Source organism: Actinoplanes italicus (assembly GCF_003001815.1).
Classification (GTDB): domain Bacteria; phylum Actinomycetota; class Actinomycetes; order Mycobacteriales; family Micromonosporaceae; genus Actinoplanes; species Actinoplanes italicus.
Genome location: NZ_PVMZ01000006.1, coordinates 26,614 through 42,469, shown reverse-complemented (window position 1 = coordinate 42,469; position 15,856 = coordinate 26,614). Strand labels below are relative to the sequence as shown.

The following is a 15,856-nucleotide window of genomic DNA, read 5'->3' as shown; positions in this document are numbered from 1 at the left end:
TCGCACTGCGCCGCGAGGCCGCCCGCGGAGACGGCTGCCTCACCCTCTGCGGTGCGGCGCCGCCAGGCCGCTGCGGTGTGCGATGGCCACCAGCTGCGCGCGGCTCCCGGCCTCCAGTTTGGCCAGAATCCGATGGACGTACGTCCGGACCGTCTCGGGGCTGAGCGAGAGCATCCGGGCGACGGCCGCGTTGTCGTCGCCGTCGGCGAGCGCACCGAGAACCTCCCGCTCACGGGCGGTGAGCCGCTCCAGCCGGTCGTGGGTGAACGGCCGCGGCGCGGTGGCCGCGTGCGCCATGACCTGCCGGGCGACGCCGGGTGAGAGGGCCGGTTCCCCGCGGGCGGCGGCCCGGACCGCGGCTCGCAGCGGTTCCGGGGCGGTGTCCTTGAGCAGGTATCCGTCGGCACCGGCCCGCATCGCCCCGAGCACCTCGTCGTCGGTGTCGAAGGTGGTGAGCATGAGGATCGCTACGTCCCCGGATCCGGGATCGGACCGGATCTCCCGGACCGCGGCGATGCCGTCGCCCTCGGGCATCCGGATGTCCATCAGCACCACGGCGGGCCGCAGGCGCCGCACCAGGGCCGCGCCGGCGGTCCCGCCGGACGCTTCGCCCACCACCTCGATCGGCTCGCCGTCGTCGCCGCCGCTGAGCAGCGCGGTGATCCCCGCCCGGACGAGCGACTGATCGTCGACGAGGACCACACGGATCGGGTTCATCGGACGGCCTCCAGAGGCAGGGCGGCGCTGACGCGCCAGCCGTGATCGGCGGGTCCCGCGTCGAGCCGGCCGCCCAGGGCGGTGACGCGTTCCCGTAGCCCGCTCAGTCCCGCACCGGCCGGCTCCGGTCCGGCCGGGGCGCCGTCGTCCGCCACGCTGATCAGCAGCATGCCTCCGGACTCGCGGATCTCGACCTCGATGCTGCGGCCCGCCGAGTGCCGCAGCACGTTCGTGATCGCCTCCCGGACCAGCCGGTACGCGGTGACGGTGGCCGGGCCGTCCCCGATCGATCCGATCTCGGCATGGACCTGGAATCCGGCGGCCCGCGCGGTGTCCATCAGGGTGCCGAGGTCTTTCAGTGACGGACCGGCGCGCAGGTTGCGGACCGTGCCGCGCAGCTCGGACAGCGCCTTGGAGAGAGCCCCGGTGACATGGTCGAGCGCGGCCGCGGTCGCGCGCGTGTCGTGTGGCGCCTCCTGCCGGGCCACGTTGGCCTGGATCGCGGCGACGGTCAGGGCGTGCCCGATCGAGTCGTGCAGCTCCCGGGACAACTCCTGGTTGTGCTCGTGGATGCGGCGCTCGGCCTCCAGCTCGATCTGCCGGCCGGTGAGCGCGGCGATCCGGCGGCGTGCCCGGACCAGCTCGCCCAGCATGATCGCGGCGGCCATCAGCGCGAGCTGACCGATTCCGTCATAGATCACCACGAAGGCGAAGCGCTCGCCTTCGTCCAGGCGGAACGGTATCGAGACGCCCAGGGCCACCAGCGCCGCGGCGACGGCGAGCCGGCGGTGTCCTGCCTCGGCGGCCGAATACAGGGCGGCGGCCACCGGGACGGCGAGCCCGATCGGCGCCAGGCCGGCCGAGTAGTAGGCGAAAAGGCCGAGAACGGTCAATACCAATACGGTACGGGCGAAGCGTCGCCGCCAGAGCATCAGCGCACCGAGAGCGGCCGCGGACAGGTACGCCACGACACCGCCCCGCCCGCCCTCCATCTCGGCCGAGGCCATCAGCGCGAGCACAACCGCGACCCCGGCCGCTACGGCGACGTCTCCCAGCACCCTGCGCACACTCCGATGCTAGGCAGGGTTTCTCGGGGTCGGGTACGCCGCAGAGCGACATCTGCCGACGCCGTCCGCCGGATTCGCCGTCCCGCCCCCGATCCCTACCGTCGGTGCCATGCGCAAGGACATCCCCCTCGCGATCGGGCTGGGCCTGCTGGCGGCACCGCGCGCGGTCCTGCACGACCTCGACCTCATCCACGAGCGCACCGGGCTCAACGCGGCGTTCGTCGCCGTGCCACTGCTGATCTGGATCGTGGTGGCGGTGTTCCGGGCCACCGACCCGTTCCGCCTGCTGCTCGGCGCGGGAGCCGTGTACGGCGTCAGTCTGGCCGTGATCCACAACCTTCTGTGGAACGGTGTGGCGACGGTCGCCGAACCGATCGCCCGGGTCGCGATGACCCTGTCCAGCCTGATGACGGGACTGCTGGTCGGTGCCGTCTGCGGTGGCGTCGCCTGGCTGATCACCCGTCGCCGGCGCGGCGGGTCAGTCGGACAGGATCGGCACCGAGGGGGAGATCTCCCGGCCGATCATCGCGGCCCGTCGCAGAGCACCGGAGCCGAAGCGGTCGCGGACCCGGTCGACCGCGGCGTCCAGGCCGTCGGCCCGGGGTGGCTCGAAGGGCAGCTCCATCTGCACCGCGCCGTCGCCGTCGAGGTTGCTCACGGCGACGCCGACCAGGGTGAGGCCGCGTTCGCCGATCAGCGGCCAGGCCTCGCGCAGCAGGTCGACCGCCGTCCGCAGCACCTCGCCGGTCTGCATGGTGGCCTTGAGCAGGCTGCGCGAGCGGGTGGCGCGGCTGAAATCGCCGAACCGCAGGCGCAGCGTGATGGTCCGCCCGGCGCGGTGTGCCCGGCGCATCCGGTGGGTGACCCGGTCGACGAGCGCTCCCAGCACCGCTTCCACCTCCGGAAACTCCCGTGAACGGGACCGGCCGAGCGCGCACTGGGCACCGATCGACCCGCGCCGCCGCCCGGTCTCCACCCGGCGTGGGTCGCGGTTGTGAGCGAGTGCGTGCAGATGCCGGCCCGCGTTGTGGCCGAGCATCGCGATCAGCGCCGCCTCGCCGATGCGGGCGACGTGCCCGACCGTGTGGATCTGGCGTTCCCGCAGCTTGGCGGCGGTGACCGGGCCGACACCCCAGAGCTTCTCCACCGGCAGCGGGTGCAGGAACGCCAGCTCCCCGCCGATCGGCACGACCAGCAGCCCGTCCGGCTTGCCGGCCCCGCTGGCCACCTTGGCCAGGAACTTGGTGCGGGCCACCCCGACCGTGATCGGCAGGCCGGTGCGCTCGCGGACGTCGGAGCGCAGCTGCCGGGCGATCTCCTCCGGTGTGCCACGAATCTTGCGCAGGCCGTCGACGTCGAGGAACGCCTCGTCGATGGAGATCGGCTCGACGAGCGGTGTGGTGTCCCGGAACACCTCGAACACCGCCTTGCTGGCCCTCGAATACGCGGACATCCGCGGTGGCACCACGACGGCGTGCGGGCACAGGGCCCGGGCCCGGGAGAGAGCCATGGGAGTACGGACGCCGAACGCCTTGGCCTCGTAGGAGGCGGCGAGCACCACACCACCGCCGACCAGCACCGGCCGGCCGCGCAGCGCGGGATCGTCGCGCTGCTCGACCGATGCGTAGAACGAGTCCAGATCGGCGTGCAGGATCACGCCGACAGCCTAGTACACATGTTCGAAGAGTGAGGTCACAACCCGGCCGGGAATCTCGCCGAGGATCATCCCGTTCTCAGAGTTGAGTCACCCACGCTCAAGAACTGAGGAGCCACCCATGTTTCTCACCGGTCCGGCCGTGCGCGACCTCGAGCGCCTCACCGCGCGGGTCTTCGAGACCTCGGCCCGCGGCTCCGGCGCACGGCTCGACGCCTACCGCGAGGACGACACCTTCTACATCGACATCGACCTGCCCGGCGTCGATCCGGCCTCGATCGACATCACGGTCGACGGCAAGGTGCTGATCGTCCGCGCCGAGCGCGGGCGACTCGAGGGGGAGGGCCGCCACCTGGTGATCGCCGAGCGCCCGATGGGCACCTTCGCCCGGCAGGTCCACCTGTCCGAGCGGCTCGACACCGACCGGCTCGAGGCCCGTCACGACAACGGCGTGCTGACCCTGACGATTCCGGTCCTGGAGCGTGGGCCGCAGCGGATCCGGCCGGCCGCCTGACACCGCCGCTGTCAGTGCTCGAACCGCAGCCAGTTCAGGTTGACGAAGTCGCCGCCGTCGTTCGCGGTGAACGTGAGGAACACGGTGTGCACACCGGTCACCGGCTGGAGCACCGCGGTGCCCGTACGCCAGTTCTGCCAGCCGCCGGTGCCGGTCACCGACAGCTCCCCGATGACCGGCGCGTCGCGGCTGTCGAGGCGTACCTGGATCCGGCCGTTGATCCCGGAGTCGGACGCCAGCCGCAGGTTCAACCTGGTCGCCGGGACCGTGCCGAACTCGAGGTTGTCGAACCGCAGGTGGTCGTCGCGGTTGATCCAGCCGACGTAGTCGCCGCCGCCCTCGTCCTGCACGCCCTCCGTCTCGACCCCGGCCAGCTCGGTCGCCGACTCGGCCTGCAGCACCGGATAGTCGATCGCGGAAGCCTCGGGGGCGGCGGACGTGGCCGCCTCGGTCGGCTGAGGGCCCGGCGCCTGCGCCGACGGCGTGCCGGTGACCGCGGCCTGCGGAGTGATCACCGGGTCGGCCGGGGTGTCCTGCCAGCGGCCGAGCAGATAGCCGACGAGCACGAGGCCCACCCCGCCCAGGACGGTCACCGCCCGGCGCCGGTTCTGCCAGGACTTGGTGCGATAGACGGTCGGAGATAGCTGATCCACCCGGACAGGGTAAAGCGAACCGCCTCCCGCGCCAGAGGCACGGGAGGCGGTTGACGAATCACCCGGAGGCGTGATCAGACGACCTCGCCGGACTCCGGGAAGTGGCAGGCCGCGATCGAACCGTTCTGGACCGGCACCAGCGCGGGAGCCTCGGCCGAGCACTTCTCCTGCGCCTTCCAGCAGCGGGTGTGGAAGACACAGCCGGACGGCGGGTCGATCGGCGACGGGACGTCGCCCTCCAGCTTGATCCGGCCGTGGCCGCCGAGCTTCGTCACGTCCGGCACGGCGGAGAGCAGTGCCCTGGTGTACGGGTGCGCCGGGTTCTCGTAGATCTGCTCACGGGTGCCGACCTCGACCATCCGGCCCAGGTACATGACGGCGATCCGCTCACAGAAGTGCCGGACCACCGCCAGGTCGTGGGCGATGAAGACGAACGACAGCCCCAGATCGCGCTGCAGCTGACGCAGCAGGTTGACCACCTGGGCCTGGATCGACACGTCCAGGGCGGACACCGGCTCGTCGGCGACGATCAGCTTCGGCTTGAGGGCCAGGGCGCGGGCGATGCCGATGCGCTGGCGCTGTCCGCCGGAGAACTCGTGCGGGTAACGGTTGTAGTGCTCCGGGTTCAGACCGACGGTCTCCAGCAGTTCCTGGACCCGCTTCTTCACGCCACCGGGCGGATCGATGCCGTTGACCTGCAGCGGCATCGCGACGATCCGGCCGACCGTGTGCCGCGGGTTCAGCGAGGCGTACGGGTCCTGGAAGATGATCTGGATGTCCTGGCGGAGCTTGCGCAGCCGGTTGCCCTTGGTGTGGGTGATGTCCTCACCCTCGAAGGTGATCTTGCCGGAGGTCGGCTCGAGGAGTCGGACCAGCATGCGGCCGGTCGTGGTCTTGCCACAGCCGGACTCGCCCACCAGGCCGAGCGTCTCGCCGGGCTTGACCTCGAAGTTCACGTTCTCCACGGCGCGGACGACGGAACCCTTGCCCCACAGGCCGGACCGCACCGGGAAGTGCTTGGTCAGACCCTCCACCTTGAGCAGCGGCTCACGGCCCGGCGTCGTCGTGGTGGCCGTGCTCGCCGCGGAGTCTGCGAGATCAGTCATTGGGCCACTCCTGCGTGCGCGATGTCTTCTGCGTAGAGCCGCTGCCGGGTCTCGAAGGACATGTGGCAGGCGACGTTGTGCCCCGGCTCGCCGGCCGGGCGGAGCTCCGGAACCTCGGAGAAGGAGCGATTGCCGTTCTGACCAGCGTAACGACAGCGCGGGTTGAACGCACATCCCGTGGGGAGGTTGATCAGGCTCGGCGGGTTGCCCTTGATCGGCACCAGGTCGACGCTCGCGTCACCGTGCAGCGACGGCACGCTGGCCAGCAGGCCCCACGTGTACGGGTGCTGCGGCCGCTTCATGATCTGCTCGACCGTGCCGGTCTCGACCGGCCGGCCGCCGTACATCACCAGCACGTCGTCGGCGACCTGGGACACCACGCCGAGGTCGTGCGTGATCATGATGATGGCCGAGTGGAACTCGCGCTGGAGGTCTTCCAGCAGCTCCAGGATCTGTGCCTGCACCGTCACGTCGAGGGCGGTGGTCGGCTCGTCGGCGATCAGCAGCGCCGGGTCGTTGACCAGGGCCATCGCGATCATCGCGCGCTGGCGCATACCGCCGGAGAACTCGTGCGGGTACTGGTTCGCGCGCCGCTGCGGCTGCGGGATGCCGACCCGGCCGAGCATGTCGACCGCCCGCGTGGCGGCCTCCTTCTTGCTCGCCGACGGGTGGTGCACCTTGTACGCCTCGGCGATCTGCGCACCGACCTTGTAGTACGGGTGCAGGGCGGACAGCGGATCCTGGAAGATCATCGCCACGTCCTTGCCCCGCAGGCGCTGGATCTGCTCCTCCTTCATCCCGACGATGTTCTTGCCACCGATCGAGATTTCACCGGTGATCTTCGTCCGGGCGGGATTGTGCAGGCCGAGGATCGACATGCTGGTCACGCTCTTGCCGGAACCGGACTCGCCCACGATGCCGAGGGTCTGTCCACGGCGCACCGAGAAGGTCACGCCGTCCACCGCGCGAACCAGGCCGTCCTCGGTCGGGAACTGCACCTTGAGATCGCGTACCTGCAGGTAGGCCTCCGGGTCCACGGCGGCGGCGGCAGGGCTGGTCGAGGTCGTCATATCGCTCTTTTCCACGTCAGCTCTGGACGGCTCAGCCGAGTCGCACGCGGGGGTCGATCACCGCGTAGAGCATGTCGACGATGATGTTCATGGTGACGATGAAGAACGCGGCCAGCAGGACCGTTGCCATGACCAGGGGCAGGTTCAGGTCGGCGACCGCGTCCGCGGCCTCGCGGCCGATGCCGTTGAGGCTGAACACGCTCTCGGTGATGACCACGCCGCCGAGGTAGCCGCCGAGGTCGACGCCGGCGATCGTCACGATCGGGGTGATCGCGGCGCGCAGCGCGTGCCGGCGGGTGACCACGCGGGCCGGCAGACCCTTGGCGCGGGCCGTCCGTACGAAGTCCTCCTGGAGTGTCTCGATCATCTGCGCCCGGGAGAGCCGCGCGTACAGCGCCGAGTTGATCAGGCCGAGGGTGATCCAGGGGAGCAGCATGCCGGCGGCCCAGTCGAGCGGATCCTGGGTGATCGGGGTGTAGTGCGGGTTCGGTAGCAGGCCGGTCGAGTAGACGAACACCAGCAGGAGCACACCACCGAGGGTGTAGGTCTGAGTGGAGGCGAAGCCGACGGAGGCGCCGATGGCGGCCCGGTCGAAGACCGTGCCCTTCTTCAGCGCCGCCAGCATGCCGAGCCCGATGCCGACGGTCAGGAACACCACCATCGCGCCGACCACGATGCTCACCGTGACCGGGAGCGAGCGGGAGATGGTGTCGGTGACGGGCTCCTTGCTGCGGAACGAGTATCCGAGGCAGGGGGCGTCGCACTCACGGAGGGTGCCGGCGTCGTCGATCGTGCGGCCGACGAAGATGCCTTTGACGAACTCTGTGTACTGCACGGGGAGTGGCTGATCGAGACCGAGGCTCTTCTCGACCTGGGCGATCCGCTCGGGGGAGCAGTTCCGCCCACACATCACCCACGCGGGACTGGACGGCACCGCAAAGAACAGCAGGAAGGTGACGATCGAGATGGCCACCAGCGTGGTCGACGCCAGCAGCAGGCGCTTGATCAAGAAGCGGAGCACGGTTCTCTACATTCCTCTTGACTGGCCACGACCCGGTGGGATGATCGCGGGTTGCGCGACCATCCCACCGAGGGTGACTGGGAACTTGTTACGGCTTTACGAACATGGTGTTGAGGGTCATGTGACCGTACGAGTCGCTGAGGAACGTCCCGCCGATCTTCGAACCGTGGATCTCGTAGTTGCCGATGTAGTACTGCGGGATCAGCGGCGCGTACTTGTCCATGATCAGCTTGTCCAGCTTGGCCCACTCGGCGGCCGACTCGGTGGCCTTCAGGCCCTTGATCCGGTCGATCTCCTTGTTGACCTCGTCGGAGTTGAAGTACGCGAGGTTCTGGTTGCCCTTCTCACGCAGGGTACGACCGTCGAGCAGCTCCGGGATGACCGTCGCGGCGCTCGGCCAGTCGGCGCCCCAGCCGCCACGGATCAGGTCGTACTGGTTGCCGCGGGTGCCGACGCTCTCGTAGTAGGTCGCCGGGTCCAGCGGGGTCAGGACGAGCTCGACGCCGGCCTTGGCGTAGGTCTCCTTGGTCGCGGCGGCCATCTGCTGGCGGACCGGGACGTTCGGGTACGCGTACGTCAGCTTGATCGGCTTGTTGCCGAGCAGCTCCTTGGCCTTGTCGATGTTGCCCGTCGGGCCACCGTCGTAGGAGTTGAACGCCTGGTAGCCGGCGATGGTCGGCGACGTGATCGTGGTGCCGATCTGGTCGACGCCACCACGGAGCTTGACGATCGAGTCACGGTCGACGATGTAGTTGAGCGCCTGGCGCACCTTGAGGTCGGTGACCCGCTCGGTGTTGATCCAGGTGTACTCGACGTACTGCGACGGACCGGCCTGGACCCGAGCCTTGACGGCCGGCTCGTTGGTCTTGGACTTCACCGCGGCCGGGACGTTCGCCCAGATGAACGCGGTCTGGTCCTCGGCGGCGTCGGCGACGACGCGGTTCGCGCCGGTCTCGGCGGTGATGCCGAACTCGACCCGGATGCCGTCCGGGTAGCCGTTGCGGATCGGGTCCGTGTTGGCGTCCCAGTTGGGGTTGCGCACGAACTCGATGAACTGGTCGTACGCGTGCTCCTTGATCATGTACGGACCAGAGGAGACCGGCTTGCGGTCGTAGTCGCCCTTGGTGTCCTTCGCCTTCGGGACCGGCGCCGAGGTGGGCATGGCCACCGCGTACGGGGTCTCACACTGCGCGGACGGGAACGTGAAGGTGACCACGTTGCCCTCGGCCTTGAGGCCGGGAACCTCGGCGCCCGCGCTCTTGAACGGGCCCTTGTAGGTGGTGTTGTACTCGGCCGAGCCGGTCAGCCACTTCTGCAGGTAGGTCGGGCCGTCACCCCAGTCGGGGTCGAACGAGCGCGAGATGCCGTAGACGACGTCGGCACCGGTGATCGGCGTGCCGTCCTCGAACTTCAGGCCGTCCTTCAGGGTGTACTTCCACACCTTGCAGTCGCCGTTGACGTCCTCACCCGCGTTGGTGGCGAGGTCGCCGACCAGCTTCAGGTTGCCCTTGCCGTCCTCCTTGTACCCGGTCAGGGTACGGGCGAACTGCGTCGTGATCGACAGGGCGTCGGACACGTAGACCTTCTGCGGGTCGAGGTGCGCGAACTCCGCCTCGTGGAGGAGCTTCACAACGCCACCCTTGGCGGCGCCCTCGACGGCCTTGGCCGGACCCTGCGACTCCGCGGGGTCGGTTGAAATAGTGCCGGTCTGCACCCGGTTCTGCTGGTCGCTGTTGCCGCTGGGCTCGTTCGTGGTCTCCGAACAACCACTGGCAACAAGAGCAACCGCCAGAACGCCGACGGACAGCGCTCCGAACTTACGTCGCACTTAGGTTCTCCTTCTCTTCAACCGATACGTGCCTGGGCCACACGACCCGCCGCGGCACGAGCGGAAGTACACGGTTTTCAATTGTGTGCAGCCTGGACGGTCACTTCGACGACTTCGGGTCGAGCGCGTCGCGAAGGGAGTCGCCCAGCAGATTGAAGGCGAGGACCACGATGAACACGGCCGACGCGGGGATCAGGAAGTACGCCCAGTCCGGGGTGCCCAGCCACTGCCGGCCGTAGTAGACCAGCCGGCCGAGGTCGGGGGTGGGCTCCACGACACCGATGTTGAGGAACGACAGTGCGGCCTCAGCGGCGATGAAGCCCGGCAGAGCGAGCGAGAACGCGACCAGGATGGGCGCCCAGATGTTCGGCAGCAGCTGCTTGAACAGGATGTGCGCGCTGCTCGCGCCGGCGGCCCGGGCGGCCTCGACGTATTCCCGTTCGCGCAGCGACAGGATCTGGCCACGGACCAGACGTGCCGTGGTCATCCAGCCGAACAGGGCGAACACTCCGATGATCACGCCGATCCGGAACGAGCCGGGAACCTCCTCGCCGACGTCGTACGAGGCGGTGTTGATGATCGGGATGATCGCCAGCGCGAAGACGAGGAAGGGGAAGGCCAGTGCGAAGTCGGTGAACCAGGTGAGAGCCTGGTCGACCCAGCCACCGAAGTAGCCGGAGATGATGCCGATCACGACGCCTGTGCTGATCGAGATGATGGCGGCCGAGAAGGCGATGATCAGCGAGGTCCGCAGACCGAAGATGAGCTGCATGAACAGGTCCCGGCCGCTGCCCGCCTCCAGGCCCAGCCAGTGGTCGGCCGAAATGCCGCCCAGGTAGCCGATCGGCAGGCCCTCGGAGTTGAGCAGGCCCGCGTTGCCCGCGGTCGGGGTGACCCCGTAGAGCTTGGAGATCAGCGGAGACGCGAGGGCGACCACGATGAAGAGGACGACGGTGATGAAGCTGCCGAACGCGGTCCGGTCACGCTTGAGACGGATCCACGCGAGCTCACCCGGCGAACGGCCGACGAAGGCCTTCGCCGCCGTCTCGGGTTGGAGTACCGCTACCGCCGTGTCCTCGGTGCCTGGTGAGCGTGAGTCGGCGGTGGCCGGGGTGTTGCTCATGTGCGGTGTCTCCTCGTAGCGGACTTCGATCGCGGAACGAACCTGTCACTCGCGGTGGCGAGGCGGGTCCTGCCCGGTCCCGGGCGGGTCGACTCGGCCCGTCGTCGTGACGGCGAGCGCTCGATGCGCGTCAGGATCGTCAGCATGCGGCCGGAGTCGATACTTGGTTGTACCACGCACCAATCCCCTCCCCCGATGACGTGCCCGCTGCCGTGTATGTGAGCGGTATTCGTCTGCCGCGGTTCAGAAATTTATCTGAGATCCGGAGGTCGAGAAATGTGTTGACGCATCGATCCGGTAACGGAACGGGTTCGTAGTCATAAGGCCTAGGTCATATCGTGACAGGTAGGCGGGGGTCATAAGAACCCATTTTGGGGGTAAAAGCGTCATCTTCCATGCGGCGAAACGACCTTCTCGCTGAGAATGTCGGGTTTACCGCGCTTATGCGTTCTCGCAGTTGCGGAGAGTTACTGTCCCAGGTGAGGCGAGGATGGCGGCTCTCTGTTTCCCGTCGGTTTCCGATTTTGAACCCCCATCGGCGGTGGCCGATGAACGTACTTCGGTCTCCCGGGGTATCAAGATCCGCCATTTATCGCCGCCCGATTACGTTCGGTTAATTGACACGGATCAACCGTTCGGCGCGAGCCCGGCGAGAACCTCCGCACCGAGCTCCGATGCCGCCCGGGGGTCGGCGTCCGGTCCGCCGATGCGCGGATCCCAGTTCGGTTCGTAGAACAGTTCGGTCGCGCCAGCCTCAGCGTACCTCTCCGCCCCCGCACGGATCTGATCCCAGTCGCCGGAGAGTGGGATCGTGTCGTCCCGCCGTCCGGCCTGGACGACGCCGCGGACGACGATGCGCAGCGAGTCGGGGTCGCGGCCCGCGGACTCGGCGGCCTCCCGGACGATCCGGACACCACGGGAGATCTCCGGCAGGGTGGTACGGCTGCTGCTCACCCAGCCGGCCGCGATCCGGCCCGCCCGTCGCAGTGCCGCGTCCGCCGTCCCGCCGAGCAGGACCGGCGGGCCACCGCGCTGCGCCGGCGGCGGGCCATCCTGCTGGGCGGAATCCGGTAGAAACGACCGGTGAACTCGGCCTCGTCGTCGCCGAACAGCGCCTTCAGCACCTCGAGGTACTCCTCGGTGCGAGGGCCGCGCGGGTTCGGATCCGAGCCGGTCGCCGCGAACTCCGTCTCCGACCAGCCGGTGCCCAGACCCAGGTCGAACCGCCCGCCCGACAGCCGGTCCAGGGAACCCGCCTGCTTGGCCAGATAGGCCGGCGAGACGTACGGAAGATTGATCACCGACACGCCCAGCCGGATCCGTGACGTCGCGGCCGCCGCCCAGGTGAGCGCGACGATCGGATCCAGCACGCTGTGATAGACCGACGCGAGATCCTGACCCCGGCCGACGAGCAGCCGCTGGAACGCCCACAGGCCGTGGTAGCCGTACTCCTCGGCCTGCCGCGCGATGGTGGTCAGGGTCTCCGGCCGGGCCCATGCACCGGACACCGGACATCCGAAACTGATCAGCATGCGGGCAACCTAACCGGCCGGAGGGTACGACCCGGTCAGGCCCCCGGATAGATCCTGGACGGTGTGATCAGGACCGCTGTACGTCGCTGTTCGACCATGGTCCGGTCATAGGCGGGCCAGTCGTCGTGGCTGCCACCGGCCGCGGTGAAGATCTCCCGCAGCAGCAGCCGGAGCCGCTCCGCGTCGAGCCACGGTTGCGGATCGTCCGGCCCGGCCAGCAGCGCCCGGCCCTCGACCGTCGCATAACGCCAGCCGCTGCGGAACGCCACCGCGATCTGGGGACGCTCCCGCAGGTTGCGCAGCTTCACCGCCCCGTAGGTGACGAACGCCAGCACCGCCCCGCCGTTCCCCGGGTGCTCGACGAGGCCCGTGTTGACCAGCGTGGACTGAACGGTCAGGTCGGCCCTGACGGTCGAGACGATCGCCAGCCCGGTCTCGGCCCGGCTCAACTCCCACGCGTCCTGCAGCGCACCCATCACACCACCCCCGGACCCGACCCTACTGCGCTCCCGGCCCCAGTCGCCGAGCGAATCTTGTGAGGTTTCGCCCGGCAGGCAGCCTTTACTCCACAAGTTTGCTTGAAGACGGTTGCGCGTGGACGTGCGGCGGGGCTGCAGGTGGAAACGGGCGGGATGCGGGGCGAGGGGCCGGCTCAGACGGTCGCTCCCTCCAGGAACAGACGGCCGGCCTCGGCGGCGGGTACCGGGCGGGAGAAGTAGTAGCCCTGCGCGTAACCGCAACCCATCTCCCGCAAGGCCGCCAGCTGGCCGAACTCCTCGATGCCCTCGGCCACCGTGGCCATGCCGAGGCTCTTGCCGAGCCGCACGATGGTGTCGGTGAGGGCGGTGTCGTCGGCGATGACGCCCAGCCGTTCGACGAACGAGCGGTCGATCTTGAGGGTGTCGACGGGGAAGCGGCGCAGGTACGCGAGCGACGAGTATCCGGTCCCGAAGTCGTCGATGGCCAGGGTGAGGCCGAGGGCCTTCAGGCGCAGCAGCTGCTCCAGGTTGGCCTCGGTGTCGGTCATGAGGACGCTCTCGGTCATCTCCAGGCACAGCCGGTCGGCGGGCATGCCGGTCTCGGCCAGCACCGCGGCGACCATCTCGGCGAGGTCGGCCCGGTCGAACTGGCGGACCGAGACGTTCACCGACATCTTCGGGGGACGGCCGTCACCGGCGGCGGCCCACTCGACGGCCTGGCGGCAGGCCTCGTGCAGGACCCAGCGGCCCAGCGGCACGATGAGACCGGTGGCCTCGGCGATCGGGATGAAGTCCAGCGGGTTGATCATGCCGCGGGCCGGGTGCGGCCAGCGGACCAGCGCCTCGAATCCGATCACCTCGCTGGTGGCCAGGTCCACGGTGGGCTGGTAGTGCAGGCGCAGGTCGCCGTTCTCCACCGCCGCTCGCAGGTCGGACTCCAGCTCCAGCCGTTCGACCAGACCCTCGCGCATGCGGGGGCGGTAGCAGGCGTCGGCACCGCCACCGCCCGCCTTGGCGTGGTGCATGGCCAGGTCGGCGTTGCGCATCAGCTGCTCGGCGCGGTCGCCGGGGCTGTCGGACTCCGGAAGCATCGGCTGCTCGGGGAGGTCGCCGGGGCTGTCGGACTCCGGAAGCATCGGCTGCTCGGGGCGGTCGCCGGGGCTGTCGGACTCCGGAAGCATCGGCTGCTCGGCGCGGTCGCCGGGGCTGTCGGACTCCGGAAGCATCAGCTGCTCGGCGTGGTCGCCGGGGCTGTCGGACTCCGGAAGCTTGCCGGTGCCGGCCAGGCCGATGCTGGCGCGGACGTGGATCTGCCGGGCTCCCACCGACACGGGGACCTCCAGGTCGTCGAGGATCCGCCGGGCCACCCGCTCGGCGCCGGACTCGTCCTCGCCGAGCAGGAGCACCCCGAACTCGTCGGCGCCGAACCGGGCCACCAGGTCGCCGTCGCGCACGCAGCCGCGCAGCCGGTCGGCGACCTGCACCAGCAGCTGGTCTCCGGCCAGGTGGCCGAGGCTGTCGTTGACCCGCTTGAAACCGTCCAGGTCGAGGTGCAGCACGGTGACCTCGCCGCCGGCCGACAGCGCGGACCCGGCCCGGTCCCGGAACAGCGCACGGTTGGCCAGCTGGGTCAGTGAGTCGTGGTACGCCTCGTGCATGAGCTGTTCCTGCAGCTCCTTGCGGTCGCTGATGTCGCGGGTGTTGAGCACGAAGCCGGCCACGTGCGGGTCGTCCACCAGGTTCGTGATGATCACCTCGGACGGGCGCTTGCCGCCGTCCCGGTGGGTGTGCACGACCTCCAGGGTGACGTGGGCGAACGGGCGGGCCGCGACCTGCCGCATCGCCTGGGCCAGCCGCATCGCCACCTCGGCGTCGACGAGGTCGGTGTACCGGCGGCCGATGAACACCTCCGGCGGATAGCCGAAGACGCGGCGCATCGACTCGCTCTGGTACCTGATCATCCCGTCGGCGTCGATCACCGTCACGACGTCCGAGCTGTGCCGGATCAGGGCGTGGAAGCGCTGCTCGCGGGCGTTCAGTTCGGCGGTACGCTCGGTGACCCGGCTCTCCAGGGTCCGGGTCAGGGCCCGGTTCTCCAGCTGGGTCAGCAGCTGACGGCCGACGATCAGCAGGATCAGCAGCGAGCGGGTGTTGGCGATGAAGGTGTGGCTCTGCCCGGTCTGCGCGTAGAACATCACGCTCGAGCCGAGCGCGGCCAGCACCGCCAGGTAGGGCACCAGGACCGCGCCGTTCCAGACGCCCGGCGGCAGGTCCAGCGGCGCGGATTCGCCGTCACGGGGCCGGAGCGCGCCCATCACGATCAGGGCATAACCGGTCGCGGAGGCCAGGTGCACCATGGGCGCGGAGTCGTACTGCCGGATCAGCTCCAGGTAGACGTGACCCACGTCGGCGACCGCGAACGCGGCCAGACCGGTGCCGAGGAACGCCAGGTCGGCTCCGCAGCCGTGCCGGCGGCGCTGCAGCGGCAGCATGTAGGCGACCATGGTGGCCAGCACGATGTCGGTGAGCGGAAACACCAGCGTGCGGTGGAAACCCGGCCCGTGCGCGCTGGACTCCAGCTGCTGGTCGATCACGAAGACCCAGGCCACCAGAGCCAGCGAGACGGCGATCAGCAGGCCGTCGAGGATGCTGCGCAGGCGGTTGACCAGCGGCTGCGATGCGGTCGGAAGAATCAGAAGACCGGCCGGGAGCAGTACGGCCAGACCGATCACCCCGGGCCAGCCGAGCACCGGGAACAGGCCGTCCGGAGCACCCGCGACGGGCCACCGGGTGAGCCACGAGAACTGTCCGGCGCCCCACAGCAGTAGCCCGGTGCCGATGACCGTCCAGGCCCAGCGGGCCCGGCCGGTGAACCCGCGGGACCGCCACAGACAGGCGGCGAACGCGCACCCGGCCATGGCCAGCAGGCCCCAGGAGGAGACGGTGTGCGCGGTGCCGGGTCCACCGGCTCCACTCGCCACGAGCGCGACGATCACGGCCAGGACGACACCGACGGCCACGCACTGGCGGGCCCAGCGGCGCGCCGCGCGTGTGTCGGGGACTGCCGTGTCGACTGTCATCCGCCGGCCTTC

The 15,856-nt window shown here is 69.5% G+C and carries 14 protein-coding genes; 1 reads left to right on the top strand and 13 read right to left on the bottom strand.

All coding sequences use genetic code 11. From position 1 onward, the window contains the following. Positions 1-39: 39 nt before the first annotated feature. The 3 genes from CLV67_RS16420 to dinB form a co-directional block, all read right to left on the bottom strand. Positions 40-717: a response regulator gene (locus CLV67_RS16420; RefSeq protein WP_106319207.1), complete on the bottom strand. Its 678-nt coding sequence runs from the start codon at positions 715-717 to the stop codon at positions 40-42. Then, on the bottom strand, positions 714-1,784 hold the full coding sequence (locus tag CLV67_RS16415; protein WP_203737826.1) for a sensor histidine kinase: 1,071 nt from the start codon (positions 1,782-1,784) through the stop codon (positions 714-716). The genes CLV67_RS16420 and CLV67_RS16415 overlap by 4 nt, the downstream gene beginning before the upstream one ends. 478 nt (positions 1,785-2,262) lie before the next feature. Then, a complete protein-coding gene (gene dinB / locus CLV67_RS16405; protein ID WP_106319205.1) occupies positions 2,263-3,441 on the bottom strand; it encodes a DNA polymerase IV in 1,179 nt (392 codons plus the stop codon). Positions 3,442-3,559: 118 nt separating this feature from the next. On the opposite strand from dinB, the gene CLV67_RS16400 reads away from it, so the two are divergent. Next, entirely contained in the window at positions 3,560-3,952 is a 393-nt protein-coding gene (locus CLV67_RS16400; RefSeq protein ID WP_106319203.1) for an Hsp20/alpha crystallin family protein, read from the top strand. Positions 3,953-3,963: 11 nt separating this feature from the next. Here CLV67_RS16400 and CLV67_RS16395 read toward each other — a convergent pair whose 3' ends face one another. The 10 genes from CLV67_RS16395 to CLV67_RS53375 all read right to left on the bottom strand — a co-directional run bounded on the left by CLV67_RS16395 (position 3,964) and on the right by CLV67_RS53375 (position 15,844). Beyond that, on the bottom strand, positions 3,964-4,605 hold the full coding sequence (locus tag CLV67_RS16395) for a carbohydrate-binding protein (RefSeq protein ID WP_106319201.1): 642 nt from the start codon (positions 4,603-4,605) through the stop codon (positions 3,964-3,966). A 74-nt stretch (positions 4,606-4,679) separates the two neighbouring features. Then, positions 4,680-5,711, bottom strand: coding sequence for an ABC transporter ATP-binding protein (locus CLV67_RS16390; protein ID WP_106319199.1), 1,032 nt, complete (start codon positions 5,709-5,711; stop codon positions 4,680-4,682). Continuing rightward, positions 5,708-6,781 carry an ABC transporter ATP-binding protein gene (locus CLV67_RS16385; RefSeq protein ID WP_106319197.1) on the bottom strand — a complete coding sequence of 358 codons (1,074 nt, stop codon included), beginning with the start codon at positions 6,779-6,781 and terminating at the stop codon, positions 5,708-5,710. The genes CLV67_RS16390 and CLV67_RS16385 overlap by 4 nt, the downstream gene beginning before the upstream one ends. Positions 6,782-6,812: 31 nt before the next feature. Continuing rightward, on the bottom strand, positions 6,813-7,802 hold the full coding sequence (locus CLV67_RS16380) for an ABC transporter permease (protein WP_106319195.1): 990 nt from the start codon (positions 7,800-7,802) through the stop codon (positions 6,813-6,815). A gap of 88 nt (positions 7,803-7,890) precedes the next feature. Further along, the gene (locus tag CLV67_RS16375) at positions 7,891-9,630 is read right to left on the bottom strand and encodes an ABC transporter substrate-binding protein (RefSeq protein ID WP_106319193.1); all 1,740 of its coding nucleotides are present in this window, start codon (positions 9,628-9,630) and stop codon (positions 7,891-7,893) included. Positions 9,631-9,730: 100 nt separating this feature from the next. Continuing rightward, positions 9,731-10,753: an ABC transporter permease gene (locus CLV67_RS16370; RefSeq protein ID WP_106319191.1), complete on the bottom strand. Its 1,023-nt coding sequence runs from the start codon at positions 10,751-10,753 to the stop codon at positions 9,731-9,733. A 627-nt stretch (positions 10,754-11,380) separates the two neighbouring features. Next, entirely contained in the window at positions 11,381-11,767 is a 387-nt protein-coding gene (locus CLV67_RS54250) for an LLM class flavin-dependent oxidoreductase (protein WP_275414986.1), read from the bottom strand. Beyond that, the gene (locus CLV67_RS54245; RefSeq protein WP_275414985.1) at positions 11,704-12,285 is read right to left on the bottom strand and encodes an LLM class flavin-dependent oxidoreductase; all 582 of its coding nucleotides are present in this window, start codon (positions 12,283-12,285) and stop codon (positions 11,704-11,706) included. Before CLV67_RS54245 ends, CLV67_RS54250 begins: the two co-directional genes overlap by 64 nt. A 35-nt stretch (positions 12,286-12,320) precedes the next feature. Beyond that, a complete protein-coding gene (locus tag CLV67_RS16360; RefSeq protein WP_106319189.1) occupies positions 12,321-12,761 on the bottom strand; it encodes a TIGR03618 family F420-dependent PPOX class oxidoreductase in 441 nt (146 codons plus the stop codon). A gap of 176 nt (positions 12,762-12,937) precedes the next feature. Continuing rightward, complete coding sequence (locus tag CLV67_RS53375) at positions 12,938-15,844, bottom strand: EAL domain-containing protein (RefSeq protein WP_249037950.1); 2,907 nt, start codon at positions 15,842-15,844, stop codon at positions 12,938-12,940. Positions 15,845-15,856: the final 12 nt, after the last annotated feature.

Bases quoted from the DNA above. Each gene is read 5' to 3' on its own strand.
- CLV67_RS16420 (WP_106319207.1), bottom strand. From the start codon at position 717: ATGAACCCGATCCGTGTGGTCCTCGTCGACGATCAGTCGCTCGTCCGG.
- CLV67_RS16390 (WP_106319199.1), bottom strand. From the start codon at position 5,711: ATGACTGATCTCGCAGACTCCGCGGCGAGCACGGCCACCACGACGACG.
- CLV67_RS16360 (WP_106319189.1), bottom strand. From the start codon at position 12,761: ATGGGTGCGCTGCAGGACGCGTGGGAGTTGAGCCGGGCCGAGACCGGG.
- CLV67_RS16370 (WP_106319191.1), bottom strand. From the start codon at position 10,753: ATGAGCAACACCCCGGCCACCGCCGACTCACGCTCACCAGGCACCGAG.
- CLV67_RS16385 (WP_106319197.1), bottom strand. From the start codon at position 6,781: ATGACGACCTCGACCAGCCCTGCCGCCGCCGCCGTGGACCCGGAGGCC.
- CLV67_RS16400 (WP_106319203.1), top strand. From the start codon at position 3,560: ATGTTTCTCACCGGTCCGGCCGTGCGCGACCTCGAGCGCCTCACCGCG.
- CLV67_RS54245 (WP_275414985.1), bottom strand. From the start codon at position 12,285: ATGCTGATCAGTTTCGGATGTCCGGTGTCCGGTGCATGGGCCCGGCCG.
- CLV67_RS53375 (WP_249037950.1), bottom strand. From the start codon at position 15,844: ATGACAGTCGACACGGCAGTCCCCGACACACGCGCGGCGCGCCGCTGG.